Here is a 23,712-nt window from a genome sequence, read left to right as displayed (position 1 = left end):
GTGTCGTAAGGACATCAAAGGAACACACGTATAATGGTCAAGTCTCAACCAATTCTGAGATACCTCAGGCGGATCATTCCCGCAGTAGCATTAGCAACACTTTTATCGGCATGTAGTAGTACGCATAACGGTCAGAACGCGAATAACGAGAATCATGAAGTTAACAACCAGAATGGTTTTTTACTTCAGGCGTCTCAGGACGAATTTGAACAGATGGTGCAGAATGTGGACGTTAAGTCCCGCATCATGGATCAATACAGTGGCTGGAAAGGTGTACGTTATCGCTTAGGCGGCGACACCAAACGCGGCATTGATTGTTCTGCTTTTGTTCAGCGCACCTTTCGCGAACAGTTCGGTTTAGATTTGCCACGCTCAACGTCAGAGCAGCAGGATACTGGTAGAGAAATTTCGCGCAGCAAACTGCGTCCGGGTGATCTTGTTCTGTTCCGCGCCGGTTCAACCGGGCGTCACGTGGGCATTTACCTCGGTAATGATAACTTCGTGCATGCATCCACCAGCAGTGGTGTGATGATTTCCAGCTTAAACGACAGTTACTGGAAAACGCGTTATCGAGAAGCGCGTCGGGTCTTAGCTAAAAACCCTAGCTAACCTATCCTTTTGAAGATCCTCTCAGCCAGAGAATCAGAAAACGCTGCCCCGGCAGCGTTTTTTTCGTCTGTCCTTTCTTAACGCAAATCCAATCGATAAAAAGTAATTGAGAATCAGAAATATAACGAGACTTTTCGCGCGACCTCGTTATATTCTCGTTTGCTTACTGGCCGCAACTGTTTGCATCAAAGTCGGATGAAAAACGCCACGATGAAGCAGCACTGAACGCCAGACACCAGCGAGCAGTAGTGCACGATGTATATAATAATAATGGCGCCAAAAGGGGAATGCACTCCATGCCACTGTCGGGGACGTTAAAGCGTCATGCAAGCTATTCGCGCCGCATCGCCTGGAGTAGCGCGATCATCGGCGGCGTGTTCTTTCTGCTGTTTGTGACCGTTCTGCTGACGTTAACCTGGCAAAAACGGCTGCAACAACATGAACAGCTGCTCATTCATAGCCGCGACGATTTACAACAGGTGGTGTCAACCCTGGTGGATACCCTTTATCCACTACAGCAATACACCCAGTTGCAATGCAACAGCGTCAGCCGTGAACTGACCTCTCGCGCCGCTTTTGCCGGTAACATTCGCGCCATTCTACTGGTGCGAAACAGCAATGCTTATTGCTCATCCGCCACCGGTGCTTTTCTGCTGCCAGCCAATGACATTTCCCCAGACTCCGAGTTGGAACGCGACCGCGATATCCGCCTGTTAGGCGGCACGCCATTACTGCCGACCAAACCCGCGCTAGCCCTCTGGATGAAAAGCCCCGGTTCAGAGGAAACCGGTATTCTCGCCACCATGAATATTAGCCTGACACCTTATCAACTACTGGCCTCTTACCATCCAGAGATCACCGGAATGGCCTTGGTTATTGGCGATAAAGCTCTGCTCAGTGGAAAAAACGAGGTGGTTAAGGTCAGTGAGCTTCCCCCCGCGCTGTCAGAGCTGGGCTTCAAAAATAGTGAAATGCGTTTCGTGGTTTACGGCAGCACGCTGGCACAGCGCGACTATCACCTGATATTTCTCACCGGACTGCTGGCCACGCTGTTTACCAGCGGAGCCAGTTGGTTGCTGCTGACGTTGTACCAACGGCCAGGTAAAGAGATTATGCAAGGCATTAAACGCGGTCAGTTTCATGTGGAGTATCAGCCGCTGGTTACCGCTCAGGATGGACAGCCCTACGGCGTAGAAGCCTTGCTACGCTGGACACATCCTACTGAGGGCATGATCCCACCTGATGCTTTTATCAGTAACGCCGAAGCACAAAACCTGATTATTCCTCTCACTCAGCATCTGTTTAAGCTGGTCGCGCGCGATGCAAAGTTTCTCAGCCAGCAGTTGCCACGCGGCACACGCATGAGTTTGAATCTCTCCCCTTTGCACCTGGCTTCTGACAGCTTTCGTCAGCATGTTCAGGAGTGGATTGCTGAAATGCCTGCCGACCACTTTAGCTATGTGTTTGAAATTACTGAGCGCACGATGGTGGGTGAAAATAATGCAGGAGAAGTTTTTGCCTGGCTACATGAAAACGATATCAAGATTGCCATTGATGATTTCGGCACCGGCCACAGCGCGCTAATCTACCTGGAAAGATATCCTTTTGATTATTTGAAGATCGATCGCGGTTTTGTGCAGAGTATCGGGACTGAAACGGTCACCTCACCGGTACTGGATGCCGTGCTGCTGCTGGCCAAGAAACTCAATCTGAAAACGGTTGCCGAAGGGGTAGAAACCGGCGATCAGGCTGCTTGGTTAGTGAATCGCGGCGTGACACATTTGCAGGGCTATCTTTTTAGTCGTCCCCTGCGCCCAGAACACTTAGTGAGCTATTATCAGCGGCAGTCTGCACTCGCTTAACGTCACGTCATCGCTTTGAAACTGTTACCATAGGGTGCGGATACCCAGAGGAGAGCGCCCCACTTATGCTGCGTCTTGTCACAGCGTTGCTGGTCTTTATTGCCGTTGCGCCATTGCATGCTGAAACCATTAATGAAAGCTATGCCTTTGCCAAGCTGGGCGAGCCAAAGTATGCGGTGAACTTCAGTCATTACGATTACGTCAATCCTGCCGCACCTAAAGGCGGAAAGATGACGCTTGCCGTAGTGGGCACTTACGATAACTTCAACCGTTACGCCTCACGAGGCAATCCAGGTGCTGGTACTGATACGCTGTACGATGGCCTGTTTACGACTTCCGACGATGAACCTGGTAGCTTCTATCCGCTGATTGCCGAATCCGCCCGCTATCCCAGCGACTACCATTGGATGGAAGTCTCAATTAATCCTCATGCTCGCTTCCAGGATGGCAGCCCCATCACCGCGCAGGATGTGGCTTTTACTTTCCAGAAATTCATGACCGAAGGGGTTCCCCAGTTTCGTGTTGCCTTTCGCGGTGCTCAGGTTAAGGCGCTGAATAACTTGACCGTGCGCATTGATATGCCTAAGCCCGATAAAGATATGATCCTGAGTTGGTTGACGCTGCCGGTGCTGCCGCAAAAATTTTGGCATGATAAAAAATTCAATGAGCCGATCGGCTACCCTCCGCTTGCTAGCGGACCTTACCGCGTCACGTCATATAAATCTGGCCAGTTTATTCAGTACAGCCGGGTGAAGAATTACTGGGCTGCCGACCTGCCCGTCAATCGCGGCCGGTTTAATTTCGATACGCTGCGCTATGACTACTATCTTGACGATAATGTCGCCTTTGAAGCCTTCAAGGCGGGTGCGTCGGATCTACGCGAAGAGAGTTCTGCGAAGAAGTGGGCGACCCAGTATCTTGGGCGAAACTTTGATAATCATGCGATCGTGAAATCCACTACGCCCAATACCGTGTCTACCGATACCCGCTGGCTGGCATTTAATAATGAAAAACCGCTGTTTGCCGATCGCCGGGTACGCGAAGCCCTGACACTGGCGTTTGATTTTGAGTGGATGAACAAAGCGTTGTTTTATGACGCTTATAAGCGTACCGACAGTTATTTCCAGAATACGGAGTACGCCGCCACAGGTTACCCTAAAGCGGAGGAGTTGATCCTGCTGGCGCCTTACAAAGCGGATCTCCCGGCCGAAGTTTTCACCAGCGAATATGCCCCGCCCCATTCTGATGGTAGCGGCTTCGATCGCGGTAATCTGCTGAAAGCCATGAATCTACTGAAACAAGCAGGCTGGGAAATTAAAAACCAACGACTGGTTAACGTTAAAACCGGTCAGCCCTTCCGCTTTGAATTACTGATGCGTAGCGGTACTCAAAATGACTGGGCACTGCCGTTCCAGCACAGTCTGCAACGTCTTGGCATTCAGGTCGAACTACGTCAGATTGATACTTCGCAATATCTACGCCGCTGGCGTGAGGGGGATTACGACATGATCCCCACCTTGTATCAAGCCAACCCCTGGCCTTCTACCAATCTGCAAACCAGCTGGCAGTCGCAGTACATCGATTCTTCATGGAACACACCCAGGGTAAAAGACCCGATCGTTGATCACTTCGTGCAGCAAATCGTTGATCACCAAGGTGATAAAAAAGCGTTGTTACCGCTGGGCAAGGCGTTGGATCGCATCCTGTTGTGGAATGCCTATATGATCCCGATGTGGTATAACGCCGAACAAAGGCTGGCATACTGGGACAAGTTTTCGCATCCTGAAATCAAGCCCGCCTATGCCACCGGCTTAGACAACTGGTGGTATGACGTGAATAAAGCCGCACAGTTGCCGGCTGACAGACGCTGAGGAGAGCAGTTTGGGTTCCTATTTCCTACGCAGGTTACTGCTGATTATTCCTACGCTATGGGCCATCATCACCCTGAATTTTTTTATCGTGCAGATTGCCCCCGGTGGCCCGGTCGATCAGGCGTTGGCTAATGCTCAATTCGGGCACAGCACGGGATTTTCAAACGGCGGCGGCGCAGATGTTGGGACGCGCGGGGCGCTCACCCGTGATAACCCCGGCGACAGCCAATACCGCGGCGCACGCGGGTTGGACCCTGAAGTCATTGCTGAGATCAAACATCGCTATGGTTTCGATAAACCCTTGCTGCAACGCTACGGAGAAATGCTGTGGAATTATCTGCGTTTTGATTTCGGTGATAGCCTGTTCCGCAGTGCCTCGGTGTTGCAATTGATCAAAGAGAGTCTGCCCGTTTCCATTAGTCTCGGCTTATGGAGCACACTGATTATTTATCTGGTGTCGATCCCGCTCGGCATCAAAAAAGCGGTACGAAACGGCAGCGCCTTTGATATCTGGAGCAGTACTTTTATCATTATCGGCTACTCCATCCCGGCGTTTCTGTTTGGCATCATGCTCATCGTGCTGTTTGCCGGTGGCAGCTATTTAGATTGGTTCCCTCTGCGTGGGCTGACGTCGCCGCAATTTGATTCGCTGCCGTGGTACGGCAAAATCGGTGATTATCTCTGGCATATCACACTGCCTGTGCTGGCAACGGTCATTGGCGGTTTTGCTACGCTGACCATGCTCACCAAAAACTCCTTTCTGGATGAAATTCGTAAGCAGTATGTGGTGACCGCGCGAGCCAAAGGCGTAGATGAAAAACGTATTCTCTACGGTCATGTTTTCCGTAATGCCATGCTGTTAGTGATCGCTGGATTCCCAGCCACCTTTATCAGTATGTTCTTTACCAGCTCAGTGTTGATTGAAGTGATGTTCTCGCTTAATGGCCTGGGATTACTGGGTTACGATGCCACCATTCAACGCGACTATCCGGTGATGTTTGGCACGCTCTACATCTTCACGTTAATCGGACTGCTGATGAATATTCTCAGCGACCTGACCTACACGCTGGTCGATCCACGCATCGATTTTGAGGGACGCTGATGAGTTTGTCGCTAAACAATCAGCAACGCTGGCAGCGCTTCCGCCATAACCGTCGCGGATACTGGTCACTGTGGGTTTTCTTGGTGATTTTTGTGCTCTCTCTGGGCGCAGAATTGCTGGCTAACGACAAACCGCTGCTGGTGCACTATCAACAGCGCTGGTATATGCCACTGCTGTTCAATTACAGCGAAAGCGATTTTGGTGGTGACTTTCCCACGCCAGCAGATTATCAAGATCCCTGGCTGAAGCAGCGTATTGACCAGCAAGGTTGGGCCATTTGGGCGCCAATCCGCTTCAGTGACAGCACGATTAATTTCGCCACCGATGTCCCCTTCCCCTCTCCGCCCTCAAAGCAGAACTGGCTTGGCACCGATGCCAACGGCGGCGATGTATTGGCACGTTTACTTTATGGCACGCGAGTCTCCCTGCTGTTTGGCATTTTACTGACCCTCTTCTCCAGCGTGATTGGCATTGTGGTGGGCGCAGTACAGGGCTATTTCGGCGGACGGGTCGATCTGGTGGGGCAAAGGCTGATTGAAGTGTGGTCAGGCATGCCGTCACTCTTTTTGCTGATCCTGCTTTCCAGCGTAATTCAGCCCGGCTTTTGGTGGCTGCTCTTGGTCACGGTGGTATTTGGCTGGATGAGTCTGGTGAGCGTGGTGCGAGCTGAATTCCTGCGCACGCGCAACTTTGATTACATCCGGGCTGCACAGGCACTGGGAGTGAGCGATGGCCGAATCATGTTGCGCCATATGCTACCCAATGCGATGGTCGCCACACTGACGTTCCTGCCCTTTATTTTATGCGGTTCGATTACCACACTGACATCCCTGGATTTTCTTGGTTTTGGTCTTCCGGTCGGTTCACCGTCGCTGGGCGAGTTGCTGCTACAAGGCAAAAATAACCTTCAGGCTCCCTGGCTGGGACTGTCCGGTTTCTTCGCCCTCGCCCTGCTGCTATCTCTGTTAATTTTCATCGGTGAAGCGGTGCGCGATGCCTTTGATCCCAGTCGGGGACGTTAAATGAGCTTACTCACTGTCAATCATCTAGCCGTGGCGTTTAACCAACGCCGGGTTGTGGAAGATATCTCCCTGAATATTGACGCCGGTGAAACGCTGGCGCTGGTCGGTGAATCAGGCTCAGGAAAAAGTGTCACTGCCCTGTCCATTATGCGACTGCTCCCTCAGCCGCCCGTGACCTACCCGCAAGGTGAGATCCTGTTTAATGGCCAAAACATCCTGCAGGCCAGCGAGCGCGAGATGCGCGGCCTGCGTGGTAATCAAATGGCGATGATTTTTCAGGAACCGATGGTATCGCTCAATCCGCTGCACAACGTTGAAAAGCAGTTGTATGAAGTGCTTTCTCTGCATCGCGGGATGCGGAAAGAAGCGGCACGCGGTGAAATTATCAACTGCCTCGATCGAGTCGGCATTCGCAATGCCGTATCACGCCTTAAAGATTTTCCGCATCAGCTCTCTGGCGGAGAACGTCAGCGCGTGATGATCGCGATGGCATTACTCACGCAGCCCAAACTGTTAATTGCCGACGAGCCGACGACCGCGCTCGACGTCACCGTACAGGCACAAATACTGCAGCTGCTAAGAGAACTTCAGCGTGAAATGAATATGGGCATGCTCTTCATCACCCATAACCTGAATATTGTGCGTCAGTTAGCACACCGCGTGACAGTGATGCGCAATGGCCGCGAAGTGGAACACAATCGTTGTGCGCTATTGTTCAGCCAGCCGCAACACCCTTATACCCGCGAGTTACTGGCCGCCGAACCGGATGGTCAACCGGTCCCACTCACGCAGTCCAAGCCCCTGCTCCAGGTTAAAAGTCTGCACGTGGGTTTTCCTGTCCGTCGTGGATTGCTGAAAAGAACCGTTGCCGAAAAGCAGGTCGTGCAAGATCTCAGCTTTACGCTGCGCCCAGGGGAAAGCTTGGGTCTGGTGGGAGAATCAGGATCCGGCAAAAGTACCACCGGCTTAGCGCTGCTGCGTTTAATTGCCTCGCGTGGTGAAGTGTGGTTTGACGACCAGCCCTTGCATACACTGAACCGCAAGCAGCTACAGCCGCTACGACCGCGCATCCAGGTGGTGTTTCAGGACCCGAACTCCTCACTCAATCCGCGTATGACAGTTCAGCAAGTGATTGCAGAAGGGCTGGCGGTACATCGACCTGAGCTGAGCGCAGCCGAGCAGGAAGCTAAAGTGATTGCGGTCATGGAAGAAGTGGGACTGGATGCGGAGAGTCGTTCGCGCTACCCGGCGGAATTTTCAGGCGGACAGCGCCAGCGTATCGCTATTGCTCGTGCATTGATCCTACAACCGCAGTTGATTGTGCTGGATGAACCCACCTCTTCACTGGATCGCTCAGTACAAAAGCAAATTATCACCCTGCTTCGTCGCTTGCAGCAACAGCACCAGCTTGCCTATGTGTTTATTAGCCACGATTTACAGGTCGTACGCGCACTCTGCCACCAGCTGATTGTACTGAGACAGGGAGAGGTCGTAGAGCAAGGCGAGTGCGAGGCGTTATTTAACGCCCCTGCCACCGAATATACACGTCAATTATTAGCGTCTGCGCAGGGCAAGCCGTTAAATTAATGGCCTTCAAAGGTTTCGGCAATCGCCACACCCTGATTTTTCAGGCAGCAATTGGTGGCACTTTCGTCACCACGCTGAATGAGCAGGCACGGCTGCCCTTCGCACCGGGCAATTTTGCACTCTACCTGAATCTGCGCCAGCGTTTCCTGTAGCTGTTGCAAAATTTCCAGTGCCGGATGGCCGTCGTGACTCAGCAGGCGAAGCACCACTAAATCTTCATCATGCACACCGTTGGCTGTTTCCTGCCGTTCAATTTCACCGGCATGATCAGATGACCAACGATAGTGTTGCGGTAAGCGATGCATAACCGAAAGTTGCAGCATAATTACAGTCCCCAGAGACGTTAACGCTTATTCACGACGACGGCGATTACGCAGTGAATCCCTACCTGGTAAATTCAGAATACGGACGTCAAGGTTTGCCTTCTCGTTTTAAACACAAAGCATCTAGCAAAGTTATTATTTGCGAGCTTTCTCGCATTTATGCCTATGTGTACCCTGTTCGGCGGCAGTTAACAATCATTTTAGACGCAATGCTGTTACTTTTTTATCTCTTAATTTTCACATTATGGAAACATTAAGCATAACGAATATGTGGGGATTAGCGAGTTTGATTGAAGGCATGCGGATTGAGAGATAAGGAAATGCGAAGCGGCGCGGTTTATCGCGCATTTGTCAGCAAAAAACTGCTGTAAATACGCGCGATAAACCGCGCCGCCAGTGAATTGTGTTTGGCCTGACCGCCGCAAATCAAGCGTGACGTGGACGTGCCGCGTAGCTAAACAATACGATTGAAATCGTGGCACATAGCGCAATGGTTGCGACCATCGGCCAGGCACTATTGATGCTCACCAGTGACATCAGCGCGCCAACTAATGCGCCAACACCAAAGCGCAAGGTTCCGGCCAATGAAGATGCCGTACCCGCCATATGTGGAAACTCGTCCAGGATCACTGCCATCGCATTCGAAGAAACAGTGGAAACACAGCCGATAAACATGGCGACACCCAACACCAGCGACATGAAACCGAGATCCAAGGCACTGGCGATTAGCAACCAGATACCCATCGCAAACTGAATGATCAGCCCGATACGGAACATCGCTAAAGGGCCAAAACGGCGCACCGCACGGCTGTTAATCAATGTCATCACAAACAGGAACACCACATTAAGGCCAAAGTAATAGCCAAAGTTCTGTGGTGAAACGTGATTGACTTCGATGTAAACAAACGGCCCTGCATTGAGGAAAGTAAATAATCCCGCAAACGAGAAGCCGCTCGCCAGCATATAGCTGAACGCGCGCTTATGCCTGACCAGCGCCACAAAGTTACTTATCGTGGTACGTAAATGAAAACGCTGCCGTTGCTCAGGCTTGAGCGTTTCACGGATTTGCGTCACCACCAGTACCGTGGTAATCAGCGCAGCGACTGCCAGCGTCCAAAAAATCGCATGCCAGTTCCACAGCAGTAGCAACCAACCCCCGATGATCGGTGCCAGCAAGGGTGCAATAGTGGTCACTAACATCACGAAGGACATCATGCGCGAGAAATCCTCTTTCGAGTAACTATCACGCATCAAGGCGTTGATGACCACGCTGGCCGCCGCCGCGGATAAGCCGTGTAGGAAGCGCATAAAGATCAGTTGATCGATGGATTGCGACAGCGCACAAGCCGCTGCCGCGCAGGCAAAGATCAATGTGCCCAGCACAATCACCGGTTTACGCCCGTAGCTGTCTGCCAGTGGGCCATATACTAACTGACCAATTGCAAAGCCAAGGATGTAAAGGTTGAGCGTCATCTGTACGCTGCCCGCCGAAACCGCAAATTCGCGTGCGATTTGCGGCATCGCTGGCAGATACATATCAATAGACAGCGGCATCAGCATTGCCAGCAAACCCAGAATCACGACCAAACCGACCGGTGAATTCTTTTCCTTACGCACCACTTTCTCCCGCTATTTGCGCTTTTTAAGTTCTTCAGGCAAACCGATACTGTCGATTTCTTCCGCTGTTAGTTCGCGGTATTCGCCTTCATCCAGATCCTCATCCAGCACAATGTCACCAATGCTTTCGCGGTGCAGCGCTGATACATGGTTGCCCATGGCTGCAAACATGCGTTTGACCTGGTGATAGCGCCCTTCGCTGATGGTCAAGCGCGCGGCCTTTTCATCGAGGATCTCCAACACTGCCGGTTTGGTCAGCTCTTTTTCATTGTGCAGCTGAATACCGGCCGCAAACTTCTCGATCAACGCAGGATCGATAGGCTCCTCAACTTCAACCAAATAGGTTTTTTCGAGGTGATGGCGTGGTGAAGTAATGCGATGCGACCATTGACCATCATCGGTCAGCAGAACCAGACCAGTGGTATCAATATCCAGACGGCCCGCCGCATGCAGCTTGAAAGCAGCCGGTTCTTCAATGAAGAACAACACGGTGGGATGATCGGGATCGTCAGTGGAGCAGACATAACCCTGCGGCTTATTCAGCATGAAGTAGCGTGGGCCGGTTTGCACCACCAGTGGGTTGCCGTCATATTCGATTTCGTCGTCTGGCAACACTTTGTAGCCCGCATCGCGAACCACTTCGCCGTTGATGGTGACTTTTCTGGCGCGGATTTCGCGGCCAGCGATAGCACGGCTGACTTCCAGCTGCTGAGATATGAATTTTTCGAGTCGCATGAATTCGCTTTTGCCTGTTACTACGGAGGGAACTGAAACGGCGTTTTTAAACCGTTAAAAAAGTGTGGGCAGTATAGCTTGATCCTTCGCCTGCTAACAGTACCGCGCCTGCGTTTCGGGTGTTTTCATGGCATAATGCGTGTCCGTTTGAAGAAAAAAGTTTGCCCTGATGTCCTTCACCCTGCGCCCGTACCAGCAAGAGGCGGTTGACGCCACGCTCCAGCATTTTCGCCGCCATGATGCGCCCGCCGTGATCGTGTTACCCACGGGTGCCGGTAAAAGTCTGGTGATCGCTGAACTGGCGCGGATTGCCAGAGGCCGTGTGCTGGTGCTGGCGCATGTGAAAGAGCTGGTCGAGCAGAATCACAGTAAATATCAGGCGTATGGTCTGGAAGCCGATATTTTTGCTGCCGGTTTGCAGCGCAAACAGAGCGAAAGCAAAGTGGTATTTGGCAGCGTGCAATCCGTGGCGCGCAATCTGGATCGCTTCGACAGCGCCTTCTCTCTGGTGATCGTGGATGAGTGCCACCGCATCAGCGACAACGAAGAGAGCCAGTATCAACAACTGTTTGCGCATCTCCGTCAACACAATCCTCAACTGCGCCTGCTGGGACTCACCGCAACACCCTTTCGCCTGGGTAAAGGCTGGATTTATCAATTCCATTATCACGGCATGGTGCGCGGCGATCAGCATGCGCTATTCCGGGATTGCATTTATGAATTGCCGCTGCGCTATATGATCAAACACGGGTTTCTGGTCCCTCCTGAACGGTTGGATATGCCGGTAGTACAGTACGATTTCAGCCGCCTGATCCCGCAGAATAACGGCTTATTCAGCGAAGCCGATCTCAATCGCGAATTGAAGCAGCAGAATCGCGTGACGCCGCACATCATCAGACAGATCGTGGAGTTCGCGGAAGATCGCCGTGGTGTGATGGTGTTCGCCGCCACGGTAGAACATGCGCGTGAGGTTTTATCTCTGTTGCCCGAGAACAGCGCGTTGGTCTCTGCGGAAACAGTGGTGAAAGAACGCGACCGTTTGATCAGCGAATTTAAAGCGCAGCAGTTAAAGTTTTTAGTGAACGTCGCGGTACTGACCACCGGCTTTGACGCGCCACACGTCGATCTCATCGCCATTCTTCGCCCTACTGAATCTGTCAGCCTGTATCAGCAAATCGTCGGGCGCGGCCTGCGTTTGTCACCGGGCAAAACCGATTGCCTGATCCTGGATTACGCAGGCAATCCGCACGATCTCTTTACACCGGAAGTCGGCACGCCAAAAGGCGCCAGTGACAACCAGCCGGTGCAGGTGTTCTGCCCCGCCTGTGGTTTCGCCAATACCTTCTGGGGAAAAACCACCGAAGATGGCCACATCATTGAACATTTTGGTCGTCGCTGCCAGGGCGTGATGGAGGATGATGAGGGCAATCGTGAACAGTGCGACTATCGCTTCCGCTTTAAAAGTTGTCCCGACTGCGGTGCAGAAAACGATATAGCGGCTCGCCGCTGCCATCAGTGCGATCGCATCATGGTCGACCCTGATGATATGTTGAAAGCCGCGTTAAAGCTCAAAGATGCACGCGTGCTGCGCTGCGGCGGCATGACGCTGGAGCAAGGGCGAGACGAGAAAGGCGAATGGCTAAAAGCGACCTACTTTGATGAAGATGGCACCAGCGTCAGTGAACGTTTTCGTCTGCAAACGCCTGCACAACGTAAAGCCTTCGAGCAGCTGTTTATGCGCCCACACCAGCGCGCACCCGGCGTGGAACTCGGTTGGCAAACTGCTGCGGATGTTATCGCTTTGCAGCCACTGCTGCGTCATCCCGATTTTGTGGTGGCACGTGCTAAAGGTCATTTCTGGCAAATTCGCGAGAAGATGTTCGATTATCAGGGACGTTATCGACGCGCGAATGAGCTGCGTTAAGCGACGGAATCATTTGCCCGCGTCTTCTATTGCGGCTATAATGCCGCCCGCTTTTGCATCCGTAAAAGCGTATGAATAACCGTCTGTTGCTGGGTCGCCTGTAGCAGAAATGATTGAAGAGAAATCAAATGACCACTTTCAACGCTGAAGTACGTAAAGAGCAGGGTAAGGGTGCGAGCCGCCGTCTGCGTGTAGCAAATAAATTCCCAGCCATCATCTATGGCGGAAACGAAGCTCCAGTTGCTATCGAACTGGACCACGACGTTGTAATGAACCTGCAGGCTAAGCCTGAGTTCTACACCGACGTGCTGACCATCGTTGTTGATGGTAAAGAAGTTAAAGTTAAAGCTCAGGCGGTACAGCGTCATCCGTTCAAGCCAAAACTGCACCACATCGACTTTGTTCGCGCTTAATCGCCAACGAGTTGAAAAGAGAACGCCGCTTACGCGGCGTTTTTTTTGCCTGAAAATCAGTTACCGCCGGTTCGGCGCTGTAACTGATCGCGCAGATTAGGCGGTGTGCCTTTGATGGTCAGGGTATCGGTCGCAGGATCCCAAAAGATGCGCTCTCCCAGTAGCATGGCATCAAAATTCAGCGTCAGGCCGCCACCGCTGCCAGCAAACTTGGTCAGCTGGCGCAATGTGCTACGGTCAGCCGGGAAATGCTCTTCCAACTCATAGCCCTGCTCTTGGGTAAAGGCCTGGAACGTTTTCTCTCCCAGCGGCGGCAGTTCACTGGACAAATCTTCCAGCGCAATCTCCTCACCTGCCTGCAGTTGATCATTGCAGTAACTGTAGACCTGCTGACGATAGTTCTGGCGCTCGTTCTTATCGAGATTCGATTCCGCGCAGTAATCATCTACCGCCTGCAGCAACCCCCGGTTCTGTGCTTTCGTATCCAGGCCTACGCTGGCACCGAGGAAATCCATAAAGAAATCGGCCACTTTGCGCCCGACTCGTCCGCGCAGGAAGGTCAGATAACGAGTGGACTCGGGATTGGTTTCCCACTCAGTGAGATCAATACGCGCCACGATATCCGCATGATTGATATCGAGATAATGGGTGCTGCTGATATCCAACTGCTCATTGACGCGCATGCTCGACTGGCTGCTCAGCATAGCCACCAGCAAATATTCCACCGCCAGATAGCGATAGTGCAGGAACAGCACCACGCCACTTTCCGCAAACGGGTATTTGCCCAACTCATCGCGCAGACGGCCGGTCGCCGCACGGCTGAAAGCCAGAAAGTCATCTTGCCCTTTGCGGCAATTGCGCAGCGCATCGGCCAGCTCGCTTTCTTCATTAAACAGACCGTAAGCTTTGCTTTTCGCGCTATATACCCGATGCAACTCTTCCGCCATCTCCTCTACCGCACGGGTAGTAGGCAGTAACGTGTCACGCAGGACCAGCTCCAGCTGGTTTTCATCACGTTTAACTAACTGATGCAGGGCAATCTGGTCGATATCCAGACTCATGGTAGACTCTCCTTTAGGCTCAGGCGCGTATTCAAACACCGCCCGCCGCTGCTTTCAACTGCACGCACAAACTGATCGCTCTGCTTGCGATAAAATTGCGGAAAAAAGTGCGTTGTTACGGTAATATACCGCCTTTTCACACTTGATTAGTCGACGATATGCCACAATCATCCCGTTATAGCGACGAGCGTGTAGAGAAGCTTCTCGCGCAGATGGCGCAGATTCTTGAAAAAGACAAAGCGCCAACCGACCTTTCCCTGATGGTATTAGGGAACATGGTAACTAACTTGATCAACACCAGTGTCTCGCCGGCCCAGCGCCGCAGCCTGGCGAAATCTTTCGCGGAAGCGTTGCAGTCTTCCGTTCGCGATGACAACGCCCACTAAATTGCAGATCTGACCTCATAAATATGGTAACCAACCGGCAGCGCTATCGCGAAAAAGTCTCCCAGATGATCAGCTGGGGGCACTGGTTTGCTCTGTTTAATATCATCTTCGCGCTGATTTTAGGTAGCCGCTATCTGTTGGTCGCCGACTGGCCTGCGTCACTCGCGGGTCGTATTTATGCCTATACCAGTTGGATTGGTCACTTTAGCTTTATCGTGTTCGCCGGTTATCTGCTTGTCATTTTCCCGCTGACCTTTGTGGTGATGTCGCAACGCTTGCTCAGGGTGCTATCCGCCATTATCGCTACCGCTGGGCTGACGCTGATTATGGTCGACAGTGCGGTGTTCAACCGTTTCCATCTTCACCTTAATCCGGTGGTGTGGGAGCTGGTGATCAACCCCGACCAAAGCGAGATGGCGCGTGACTGGCAGCTGATGTTTATCAGTGTTCCTTTGATTTTCCTGGTGGAGATGCTGTTTGCCACCTGGAGCTGGCAGAAGCTGCGCAGCCTGAATCGCCGCTCGTTCGGCAAACCGCTGGCTGCCCTGTTTATCTGCGCTTTCTTCGCCAGCCACCTGCTATACATCTGGGCCGATGCGAACTTCTATCGCCCGATTACCATGCAGCGCGCCAATCTACCGCTCTCCTATCCAATGACCGCACGACGTTTTCTTGAACGCCATGGTTTATTGGATGCGCAGGAATATCAGCGCCGCCTGGTGCAGCAAGGTGACCCAGAAGCCCTGTCGGTGCAGTATCCGCTGAGTGACATTACCTTCCGCGATGCGGGCACACGCCATAACCTGTTGTTGCTGACCGTTGATGGCTTAAGTAACAGCAACCTTGATAAAGCGTTACCGTCGCTGGATCAGTTTGCCCGCGATAACGTGCGCTTTACCCAGCACTACAGTGCCGGTCTTCAGCCGGAAAAAGGCCTGTTTGGTCTCTTCTACGGCATCTCTTCCAGCTACATGGATGGCGTGTTAGCCGCACGTATGCCTTCATCGCTGTTAAGTGCATTGAATTCGCAAGGTTATCAGTTCGGCCTGTTCGCATCGGATGGCTTTAGTCAGCCACTCTATCGCCAGGCACTGTTGGCTGATTACAGCCTGCCTGAAGCCACCACTCAACCGAACAGTACGACGGTCAGCCAATGGCAAAACTGGCTCAATGGCGAGAAAGGCAATGGATCGCCTTGGTTCTCATGGATTGCATTGAACGGCGTGAACGTCACTGGCGACAGTGCCAAAGTGCGTCAGCGCAGCTACCAGCGTCAAGCTTCTGGCATTGATGAACAGATTGCTGCGGTGCTACAAACGCTTCAACAGCGTGACTTGCTCAAGAATACCGTTGTCGTGATTACTGCGCAGCGCGCGGTGACGATCGATGGAAATGATGACAATCCTGGTAATCGAGCCACACTGCAAGTGCCACTGGTGGTGCATTGGCCGAATACGCCTGCACAAACCATCGATCGTCTGACCGATCAGCAGGACGTAATGACGACGCTGATGCAACGCTTGCTGCATGTTCGCACTAACCCGGCCAACTATTCACAGGGTGAAGACCTGTTTGCCGCCCAACGCAGCCACAATTGGGTGGCCAGTAGTGAAGACGGCAAATTAGTGGTGACAACGCCAACCGTCACGCTGGTCTTGAACAACAATGGCAGTTACAGCGCCTATGATGCCCAAGGTAAGCTACTTAAGGATCATAAACCGCAGTTAGCGCTGTTGTTGCAGGTACTCACAGAAGAGAAGCGCTTTACGGCAAACTGATTAATTATGAGACAGTTAACACCTGCCCATCTTGCAATCGGTTGAAGAACCAGTAGACTACTTCTCCACGTTCGGCACGTAGCGCAGCCTGGTAGCGCACGGTCATGGGGTGTCCGGGGTCGGAGGTTCAAATCCTCTCGTGCCGACCAAATTCCCAAAAAAAGCAGCCTAGATGGCTGCTTTTTTTATCGGAAATTTTTCCCCTTACCTCTGTGGTGCAAGCGTTTCGATCTGCATTTTGCCATCCGATTTTTTTACTCTAAATTCGACCTTAAATTCACGACTGAAAGGCCATTGCTGAGCTGATTGTTTTTTGGCTGAAGTCAGCTTCGCAGAGTAGTGATAAGCAACATTGTCCTCATAAACAAACTCATTATTGGGTAAACAAGTTGTCGCGTTGACGCTCATCATCGGCGAGAAGAAGCGTGTGGTACGTTCCTGAGATTGACTCAAGCGATAAATCGATATCGCCTCGAGCTTTTCATCGTCATGAGGTTGGACCCTGACACAAACCTCATTCTTTGGTAATATCACGTCTGCTTTTTCTGTTGAGGGTATGCGGTCTCTCGTGCCGGGACAGCCGCTTAATAGCAGCGTGGATATCATGAGCAAAATCCATTTCATTTGGTTATCTCTGTCATTTCGAGAATCGAAAATTCAATCCAAATACGCTTAATACACTGCTTTTACATTTATTTGTGATCATCTCACGCCATTCCGCGCCAGCCACTCCTCACGCGTGATCTCCCAGGTCCCTGCTAACAGTTCCCCTTCAACAAACGTTTTGCGATAGGTATCGACTAAGCGCATGCCGGTTCGCTCGGAAATGCGACGAGAGGCCTGGTTATCCATTGCTTTAGGGACACGCAGGCGCGTTTGCTGCAACTCAAGAAACCAAAATGCCGTTACAGCCTCACAGGCTTCACTCATTAAGCCCTGTTTCTGCCACTCCGGTACCAGCCAAAAACCTCGGTTATCTTCCGGGCCGAGTCGTAATGAAATCAGACCAATCAATGTTTCAGGATCGGAACGATGGCGCAAACTCCAGTGCCACGCCTGCCCTGCCTGCATGGCAGGCAATGCCATCCCATCAATATATCGGCTTGCACCATCCGGCGGGAAAGGCCAAGGTACAGAATTCACCAGATGGCGAACAATTTCCCAACGCGGAAAGACCTGTTGTACCTGCACAGCATCCTCACTTTCTAACGGCTTAAGAAGAAGACGCGGGGTTTCCAGACGGGGGACTTCCATTATGACCTCCTTGGTTAATCTATTAAGTATTATCAAAAAATGGAGTTACCTGCTTGAAAGTTGTCGGTTAAGCCACTGGTGATAACGCAGTTTGGTGCCGCTCTGGGGCTGGCGATACAGGTGATAACGCAGTCTGGTGCCGCTCTGGGGCTGGCGATACAGGTGATAACGCAGCCTGGTGCCGCTCTGGGGCTGGCGGTACAGGTGATAACGCAGTCTGGTGCCGCTCTGGGGCTGGCTGTCCTCGCGCCGCTGACGCGGTACCTTCACTTCACTCGTCCGCCTGACGGACCGGCGCAGACGGGACTTTCCCTGTCCCGGCTGCACCTTTCGCCAGCATCCATGCTGGCTCTCCTGGCTTCCTCATTCCGTTCAGCGCTGCGAAATGCCCGCCCCAGAGCGGCACCAGCCTGCTTGCTAACATCTGTTTACGCTGTAGGAAAGGGCACGATGACTCAGACGATAGCGCTTTTACTGCCACAAAGGGCACCGTGTCTGAGGCCACAGCGCCTCTGATGCTGCAAGGGCTATTCGCAGCGCTGAGGCGGAGACGTTGTGCCAGGAGCCAGGCGCAGGGATGCGACAGGCAGTTCGGGTAGGCCATGGATGGCCGTACCCGAACGATCCGGCCAGCACAACGTTGCAGCCGAGGGCACCGCGAAGCGGCGCGAGGACGGCCCGGCAGCAGCAGAGGTGCTGTGGCCCGCACTCAAACGCACATGTGAAAAAGGCTGCCATTCCTCAAAATAACAGCCTCATCTAAACAAGGCCTGAACTGATTAGTACAATAACACCAGCCCCCTTTTGATAAACATTCAATCACTTACCGAAAGCAATCAAAGCGGAGCGGGATCACATTTATCACTAAATATCGTCGCCTTCATCCATTTGAAACAAAACTGTCATATTAATTAACTATTCTAATGTCTCCTGTTTTTCGATGGACAATGATTATGGTCATCAAAGCAAAAAACCTGCAGGATGCGGAAGAACTCCTGCACTCAGGTATCAGCAAAGTTGAACTGGCTTACGATATCGGCAGCGACGATTTCTTCCGTCTGGCCTCACGTTGGTGCGACCGCGGTGCACGCATCACCAAAGGCAACCAGCACTTCGTCGTGCAAATTAAAGGCATGGCGATTCCGCCAAACCACTAATAGTGGGTGAGCCCCTTTGGCTTGCTCTCCTCGCGGCTGACTGGTAAAACTACGTTTTTCCGTCAGCCGTGATGCTTTATGTTCCCTTCTGAAACCGCACTTGCTCTGCCCGCTCCCTCTTTTATTACTGCGGCGGCTCTGTGGCAGAATCCGGTGGCTATCGCGTGGTGCCATTTTGATCAGCAACAGTGGCATCAAGACCTGCACCATCAGTGGCAATTACCGCTCCCTCTGGCCTTGCAAAGTGCAGTCATCAAACGCAAAGCTGAACATCTGGCTAGCCGCTGGCTGGCACAGCAAATGCTCTCTACTTTTGATATGCCCGATTTTGTCCTGCGTAATGCGCCCGATCGCTCACCTATATGGCCCGCAGGCATTCAGGCATCGCTTTCACATTCTCAGCAAATGGCCGTCGTCGCTGCTACACGGCATCCCTTGTGTATCGGCATCGATGTCGAACAGGTGATGGCAGAACAAACGGCGCAAGAGACAGTGGAATTGTTAATGAATAAGGCCGAACGCAAGCTGCTGGAAACACGCTCCCTGCCCTTTGCGCTGGCTGCCACACTGCTGTTCTCACTTAAGGAGAGCCTGTATAAAGCATTATGGCCACAGCTGCATCAGCCCATGGATTTTCTGCAAGCGGAATTAATTGAACTGAATGTGCCACAGGGTCGGGCCACACTGCGGTTAACACAGGATTTCTCTGCCAGCTTTAACACCCATACCGTTATGCAGGCAGAATTTTGGCAAAACGCTGATCGGGTCATCACACTGGTCACGCACCCGCTTTCAGGCAATAAAAAACCGGCTCAGAAATAAACCCGAGCCGGTGACAACACAAGACGACAGAAGTGTTCCAGGGAGACAGAGACGAGGAATCTCTGTTGAAATTCACCTTACCTGCCTGCCAACACTTTGCCCAATAAGGGTTTTCGCTAAGCTATCCCGCCTGGCGTTAATGGCCGGTGTCGGTGCGTTTTACCGCATCCAGCGTCGCCATCTCGCGCTCATTGCCTGTTAGCTCGCTCAGTTGACCTTCCCGCATCTCCAGCAATCGATCAGCATGAATGAAATAGTGATCGTCATGACTGATCGCAAACACGGTTTTGCCCGACGCCTGGAGCCAAGGCAATAATTCGCGATAGAAAATGCGCCGAAAATGCGGATCCTGATCCGCAGCCCATTCATCGAGCAGCAAAATGTCGCGTTCTTCCGCCGCCGCAAGCAACAGCGCCAAGCGCTTACTCTGGCCTTTTGACAGTTGCAGATTCAGCACCTTGTTGCCCTCTAACTTCAGCTTGTCCTGCATTTTCAGGCGTTCCAGCCACTGCTGGACCAAGGCAGGATTGGCAGGCTGGCCCCCTTGAGTGATGAGACGGTCAAACAAGTGCACATCGGTAAACACCGCTGAGAAATGTTTGCGATAGGCATCCAGGTTATGCCAGTCCACCACTTTCCCATCCAGCAGCAGGCTGCCTGACTGCGGCTGATAGAGGCCGGTCAACAGCATCGCCAGGGTCGATTTACCGCTGCCGTTACCGCCAATCAAAAAGACCAGCTCACCGCGACGCAACGTCAGGTTAATCGGGCCCACCTGAAAACCGTGTTCGCCATAATGGAAGCACACATCACGTAGCTCCAGCGTTTGCCACTCACTGACCTGTGGCAGCGCTTTGAACTGCGCATCATAAGGGGCGAGGTCGAAGGTGTTGATTTTGCGAAAGGCCACCTGCGCGCTCAGTAATGTGGGCAATGCGCCCACCGCCGCCAGTAGCGGCGTACGCAGGAACAGCAGCGTTAATGAATAAGTCGCTGCCACGGCGGTATTAGCCCAGCCAAGACCGTTGGCCATAAAGAACACAATGCCGATCGCACCCAACATCATGATATTTGACCAGTTAACGGCACTCAGATGGAACGTATCGGCACGCACGATATGGTGGCGATAACGGGTGGCGTTCTCCTGATACACGGTGTCATAAATCAGCTGTGCTCTTTCACGGTTGAGTTGCAGCTCTTTGCGACCTTCAATGATGGTCTGAAAATCTCGGTACAGATCATCTTCAATTTCACGCAGTTTTGCCATGTGCTGATATACACGCGACACCAGCAACCAACCGCCCACCAAGGTGATCACCAGCCACAGTGAGGTCATCAGCAACATCTTGGGTGACAGCCACGCCAGATAGAGCGCAGAACCCAGCGTAATAATGATGCCCTGAATCAGTTCCGGTAGACGCACAAAAGCGATGGTAATGGCACGCACATCACTGGTGAGGCCAGCTAACAACTGAGCGTTGCCAATCTGCTCAATGCGCTCAACACGCGTATCAAGGATGCGTTTAATGAATTCGCCGCGCAGACGCCAGACGAAGTGATGTCCGAGTTGAGTGAGTGCCAACTGCGAGCCCAACGTGACCGCCATCAGCAGAAACAGCTGGCCAAGAAAGCTAGGCAACACGGAAATGGAAGTATTGACTGCCACAATCAACTCGTTATTGATGTAGGCAATAAGGCCGATGCCGAGTGCAGCGCTTAACAACGTAAGCAGAATGACACCAATGAAAGGCCAGCGATACTGGCGATAAACCACGTGCAGCAATGCCATTAACAGATTCCGAAGGTCAATAAAGCAGCCTGCAGTTTAATGGCGGATCGATTGATAGCAAGAATAATTCTCAGCCTGCGCGCCGTTAATGGGCGCGCCGGAAAGTCAGGTTGTAGCGAAAGGCACCTGCATCAGGATGAATACCGGGTTTGAGCGGCAGAATCCCGTGGTAGCGCAGCCGGGAAGGTCCTCCCCATACCACGATATCGCCATGCTCTAACAGCACACGTTGTGTGGCATCACCGCGTTCGAAACCACCAAACTGAAACACGGCAGGCAATCCCAAAGAGACGGACACAATCGGCTGGCGCAGATCTTTTTCATCTTTATCCTGATGCAGCGTCAGTTTTGCGCCCGGTTCATAGCGGTTGATAAGGCAAGCATCAGGATTGAAACCAGGAAAACCGGCTTCCTCCGCCGTTCGCTGAGCAAGTTCACGAAAAAGCGCAGGCATCGGTGGCCATTTGTGTCCGCTGCTGTTGTCCTGCTCAGTATATTGGTAACCACGCGAGTCGCTCGACCAGCCCAAATCACCGCAGTTGGTCATCGCCACCGACATACGGTGGCCACCCGGCGTAATGCGGTGTGCGAACGGGTTTTGGCCAGCGATCTCATGAACTGCCGCCAGTAAGGCATCGGCATGATCGCGTGCGCGACGACGCAAAATCACCGCGCCCTCTGCTAAGGGTTCTTGCCACGGCGCCTCTTCACTAAACAGATCCAACATACACGTCTCCCGAAATTACTTATCTTCCTGATCAATCAGGAAAGATTTGAATTGTGGTGACATCCAATGCGCAAAACCATCACCCTGCTTGCTGATCAGATACACCGCTAAGTGTTCCTTCAACGCCAGTGCCTTAGCACGTTCGGCCCCCAGCACCATTAAGCCGGTATCCCAACCATCTGCCTCTAGCGCCGTCGTGGCAATCACCGTTGCCGACACCAGTTTATGGTCGATTGGCCGTCCCGTCGCGGGATCGATCACGTGAGAAATACGTTTACCATCGAGTTCATAGTAGTTGCGATAGCTGCCTGACGTGCTGATGCCATGCCCCTGCAAGTCAACACGCGCTTCAACCGCATTTTCTCGATCGGTGGGTTTCTGGATGGCAACGCGCCAGGGTTGATCGCTGGCGTTCTTGCCACGGCTCAGCACTGCACCACCGACCGATACCAGATAGTCGGTAATGCCCTGTTGCTCCATCAGCCGCGCCAGGTGGTCAGTGGCGTAACCTTCCCCCATCGTTGAGAGATCCACGTAAAGTGTAGGCAGATCTTTTTGTAGCCACTGCCCTTCAACGTTCTGGATAACGTGCAGATGTTGCAATCCAGTCTGCGCCTTAGCAGCGGCAATCTCCGCATCCGTTGGGGTATGCGTGGGCTGCTTCATCGGACCAAAGCCCCAAAGATTGACCAGCGGGCCTACGGTAATATCCATTGCACCCTCGGTTTTCTTACCGATGCGCAAGGCTTCGACCACGATATCGGCCATATCAGCACTGACGGGCTGTGGGTCACTGCCTTGATACTGATTGAAGCGTGACAGAACCGAATCTTTCTTCCAGGTTGAAAGCGTCTGATCATCGTCATCAAGTTGCTGTTGGATCACGTGCTGCAAATCCGCTTGACGTCCGGGGTCAACACCCGCAAGGCTCACACGCCATACGGTACCCATGGTTTTCCCTTCCAACACCAGCGCGGATCGCGTCTCTTGTCGATCGCAACCACTCAAGCTTGCAGCCAATACACTTATTAGCAGAATGTTCTTAAATCCCATTCTTTCCTCATCTGTAACGCATTAATTCATCCTGTTTCAAAGCATAAATCGCTTGTAAAACAGGCTAAAGCTGCTTGATGTTGCACTCAGGTTGACTCAGGATAACGCGTTCCCGCACGACAACGAATACAGGAACGCCAGATGATGATTTATATGATTGTTGCCGTATCCGCCGGCCTGTTTATCTTCGGGGCCTATCGCTGCTGGCAGACTTACCGCCACCGTCTGATCCAGCACTACCCTTCGCGTCGGCGTTAATTTTCTGCACCACAACACACCCTTTGCACCACATCAGCGCTGGCGCAGTGTAGCAAACCCCGTCCGGCCCGCGTGGCGCTGAGAGCGGTTAGCTGGCATGAATTCTGCAGCGTTGATGCTGAGTTGAACATCAGCGAGGTGCAAAATGGAAAAAACGAAAAGTGAACAGACCTGGCAGCGCTGGTTGCGTTTCTCAGCGTTCACACTGGCAGGCGTCGCACTGGAAGGTAGTGCGCCAACGCTCAATACGTCGTTGCAACCTGCGCCAAAAGCCAAAAAATGGCGATCGATGCAGTAGGATGAGTACAGATGCAGATAGGGAACAAGCAGTGGTGGTAGTCGAAGTTTGCAGCGGGCTTTGA

Annotated in this window: 23 protein-coding genes and 1 tRNA gene; 15 read left to right on the top strand and 9 right to left on the bottom strand. The window is 52.4% G+C overall.

The genetic code is table 11. The features are described from left to right. Nucleotides 1-33 precede the first annotated feature (33 nt). From mepS to yejF, 6 genes are all read left to right on the top strand, one after another. Nucleotides 34-609: a bifunctional murein DD-endopeptidase/murein LD-carboxypeptidase gene (gene mepS, locus F3J38_RS17100; RefSeq protein WP_084937140.1), complete on the top strand. Its 576-nt coding sequence runs from the start codon at nt 34-36 to the stop codon at nt 607-609. 296 nt (nt 610-905) lie between these two features. Next, nucleotides 906-2,471, top strand: a complete 1,566-nt coding sequence (gene pdeN, locus F3J38_RS17095; protein WP_167140366.1) for a cyclic di-3',5'-guanosine monophosphate phosphodiesterase PdeN — start codon at nt 906-908, stop codon at nt 2,469-2,471. A 65-nt stretch (nt 2,472-2,536) separates the two neighbouring features. Then, the gene (locus F3J38_RS17090) at nt 2,537-4,342 is read left to right on the top strand and encodes an extracellular solute-binding protein (RefSeq protein ID WP_167140364.1); all 1,806 of its coding nucleotides are present in this window, start codon (nt 2,537-2,539) and stop codon (nt 4,340-4,342) included. Between the two features lie 10 nt (nt 4,343-4,352). Further along, nucleotides 4,353-5,444: a microcin C ABC transporter permease YejB gene (locus F3J38_RS17085; RefSeq protein WP_167140362.1), complete on the top strand. Its 1,092-nt coding sequence runs from the start codon at nt 4,353-4,355 to the stop codon at nt 5,442-5,444. After that, nucleotides 5,444-6,466 (top strand): ABC transporter permease, encoded by a 1,023-nt coding sequence (locus F3J38_RS17080; protein WP_167140360.1) that lies wholly within the window; start codon nt 5,444-5,446, stop codon nt 6,464-6,466. Before F3J38_RS17085 ends, F3J38_RS17080 begins: the two co-directional genes overlap by 1 nt. Beyond that, the gene (yejF, locus tag F3J38_RS17075; RefSeq protein ID WP_167140358.1) at nt 6,467-8,053 is read left to right on the top strand and encodes a microcin C ABC transporter ATP-binding protein YejF; all 1,587 of its coding nucleotides are present in this window, start codon (nt 6,467-6,469) and stop codon (nt 8,051-8,053) included. On the opposite strand, the gene F3J38_RS17070 is transcribed toward yejF, so the two are convergent. From F3J38_RS17070 to rsuA, 3 genes are all read right to left on the bottom strand, one after another. Next, nucleotides 8,050-8,376 carry a YejG family protein gene (locus F3J38_RS17070; RefSeq protein ID WP_167140356.1) on the bottom strand — a complete coding sequence of 109 codons (327 nt, stop codon included), beginning with the start codon at nt 8,374-8,376 and terminating at the stop codon, nt 8,050-8,052. The two genes, yejF and F3J38_RS17070, sit on opposite strands and share 4 nt — an antisense overlap. 426 nt (nt 8,377-8,802) lie before the next feature. Beyond that, a complete protein-coding gene (locus F3J38_RS17065) occupies nt 8,803-9,993 on the bottom strand; it encodes a Bcr/CflA family multidrug efflux MFS transporter (protein WP_167140354.1) in 1,191 nt (396 codons plus the stop codon). A 12-nt stretch (nt 9,994-10,005) separates the two neighbouring features. After that, the gene (gene rsuA, locus F3J38_RS17060; protein ID WP_167140352.1) at nt 10,006-10,728 is read right to left on the bottom strand and encodes a 16S rRNA pseudouridine(516) synthase RsuA; all 723 of its coding nucleotides are present in this window, start codon (nt 10,726-10,728) and stop codon (nt 10,006-10,008) included. Between the two features lie 169 nt (nt 10,729-10,897). Between rsuA and radD the strand changes: the two genes are divergently transcribed. Together radD and rplY are read left to right on the top strand one after the other, a co-directional pair. Then, nucleotides 10,898-12,652, top strand: a complete 1,755-nt coding sequence (gene radD / locus F3J38_RS17055) for a DNA repair helicase RadD (protein ID WP_167140350.1) — start codon at nt 10,898-10,900, stop codon at nt 12,650-12,652. A 128-nt stretch (nt 12,653-12,780) separates the two neighbouring features. Next, nucleotides 12,781-13,065 carry a 50S ribosomal protein L25 gene (rplY, locus tag F3J38_RS17050; protein WP_034824983.1) on the top strand — a complete coding sequence of 95 codons (285 nt, stop codon included), beginning with the start codon at nt 12,781-12,783 and terminating at the stop codon, nt 13,063-13,065. Nucleotides 13,066-13,121: 56 nt separating this feature from the next. Here the strand turns inward: rplY and yejK are convergent, their stop codons facing one another. Further along, nucleotides 13,122-14,126 (bottom strand): nucleoid-associated protein YejK, encoded by a 1,005-nt coding sequence (gene yejK, locus F3J38_RS17045; RefSeq protein WP_167140348.1) that lies wholly within the window; start codon nt 14,124-14,126, stop codon nt 13,122-13,124. Between the two features lie 158 nt (nt 14,127-14,284). On the opposite strand from yejK, the gene F3J38_RS17040 reads away from it, so the two are divergent. The 3 genes from F3J38_RS17040 (at nt 14,285) to F3J38_RS17030 (ending at nt 16,439) form a co-directional block, all read left to right on the top strand. After that, on the top strand, nt 14,285-14,512 hold the full coding sequence (locus F3J38_RS17040; RefSeq protein ID WP_034824987.1) for a YejL family protein: 228 nt from the start codon (nt 14,285-14,287) through the stop codon (nt 14,510-14,512). A gap of 23 nt (nt 14,513-14,535) precedes the next feature. Next, the gene (gene yejM / locus F3J38_RS17035; protein WP_167140347.1) at nt 14,536-16,290 is read left to right on the top strand and encodes an LPS biosynthesis-modulating metalloenzyme YejM; all 1,755 of its coding nucleotides are present in this window, start codon (nt 14,536-14,538) and stop codon (nt 16,288-16,290) included. Nucleotides 16,291-16,362: 72 nt separating this feature from the next. Beyond that, nucleotides 16,363-16,439: transfer RNA gene (locus F3J38_RS17030), tRNA-Pro, on the top strand. A 55-nt stretch (nt 16,440-16,494) separates the two neighbouring features. Here the strand turns inward: F3J38_RS17030 and F3J38_RS17025 are convergent. Together F3J38_RS17025 and F3J38_RS17020 are read right to left on the bottom strand one after the other, a co-directional pair. Further along, nucleotides 16,495-16,914, bottom strand: coding sequence for a putative T6SS immunity periplasmic lipoprotein (locus tag F3J38_RS17025; protein ID WP_167140345.1), 420 nt, complete (start codon nt 16,912-16,914; stop codon nt 16,495-16,497). Nucleotides 16,915-16,992: 78 nt separating this feature from the next. Further along, nucleotides 16,993-17,544: a GNAT family N-acetyltransferase gene (locus tag F3J38_RS17020; protein ID WP_167140343.1), complete on the bottom strand. Its 552-nt coding sequence runs from the start codon at nt 17,542-17,544 to the stop codon at nt 16,993-16,995. 953 nt (nt 17,545-18,497) lie between these two features. On the opposite strand from F3J38_RS17020, the gene F3J38_RS17015 reads away from it, so the two are divergent. Both F3J38_RS17015 and F3J38_RS17010 read left to right on the top strand, forming a co-directional pair. Beyond that, nucleotides 18,498-18,701 (top strand): hypothetical protein, encoded by a 204-nt coding sequence (locus F3J38_RS17015; protein ID WP_084934641.1) that lies wholly within the window; start codon nt 18,498-18,500, stop codon nt 18,699-18,701. A gap of 78 nt (nt 18,702-18,779) precedes the next feature. Then, nucleotides 18,780-19,523, top strand: a complete 744-nt coding sequence (locus tag F3J38_RS17010) for a 4'-phosphopantetheinyl transferase family protein (RefSeq protein ID WP_167140341.1) — start codon at nt 18,780-18,782, stop codon at nt 19,521-19,523. 136 nt (nt 19,524-19,659) lie between these two features. On the opposite strand, the gene F3J38_RS17005 is transcribed toward F3J38_RS17010, so the two are convergent. From F3J38_RS17005 to apbE, 3 genes are all read right to left on the bottom strand, one after another. Beyond that, nucleotides 19,660-21,312 (bottom strand): multidrug ABC transporter permease/ATP-binding protein, encoded by a 1,653-nt coding sequence (locus tag F3J38_RS17005; protein ID WP_167140339.1) that lies wholly within the window; start codon nt 21,310-21,312, stop codon nt 19,660-19,662. Nucleotides 21,313-21,397: 85 nt separating this feature from the next. Further along, complete coding sequence (alkB, locus tag F3J38_RS17000; protein ID WP_167140337.1) at nt 21,398-22,039, bottom strand: DNA oxidative demethylase AlkB; 642 nt, start codon at nt 22,037-22,039, stop codon at nt 21,398-21,400. Nucleotides 22,040-22,054: 15 nt separating this feature from the next. Next, nucleotides 22,055-23,092 carry an FAD:protein FMN transferase ApbE gene (apbE, locus tag F3J38_RS16995; RefSeq protein WP_167140335.1) on the bottom strand — a complete coding sequence of 346 codons (1,038 nt, stop codon included), beginning with the start codon at nt 23,090-23,092 and terminating at the stop codon, nt 22,055-22,057. 141 nt (nt 23,093-23,233) lie between these two features. On the opposite strand from apbE, the gene F3J38_RS27960 reads away from it, so the two are divergent. Both F3J38_RS27960 and F3J38_RS16990 read left to right on the top strand, forming a co-directional pair. Continuing rightward, on the top strand, nt 23,234-23,350 hold the full coding sequence (locus F3J38_RS27960) for a response regulator (RefSeq protein ID WP_231568828.1): 117 nt from the start codon (nt 23,234-23,236) through the stop codon (nt 23,348-23,350). Nucleotides 23,351-23,495: 145 nt separating this feature from the next. Continuing rightward, nucleotides 23,496-23,648: a hypothetical protein gene (locus tag F3J38_RS16990; protein WP_167140333.1), complete on the top strand. Its 153-nt coding sequence runs from the start codon at nt 23,496-23,498 to the stop codon at nt 23,646-23,648. Nucleotides 23,649-23,712 lie beyond the last annotated feature (64 nt).

The sequence above is a fragment of the Candidatus Pantoea formicae genome (assembly GCF_011752625.1).
Taxonomy (GTDB): Bacteria; Pseudomonadota; Gammaproteobacteria; order Enterobacterales; family Enterobacteriaceae; genus Pantoea; species Pantoea formicae.
Note: the sequence above shows the minus strand (reverse complement) of the source record. Positions and strands in the feature narration are given on the sequence as shown.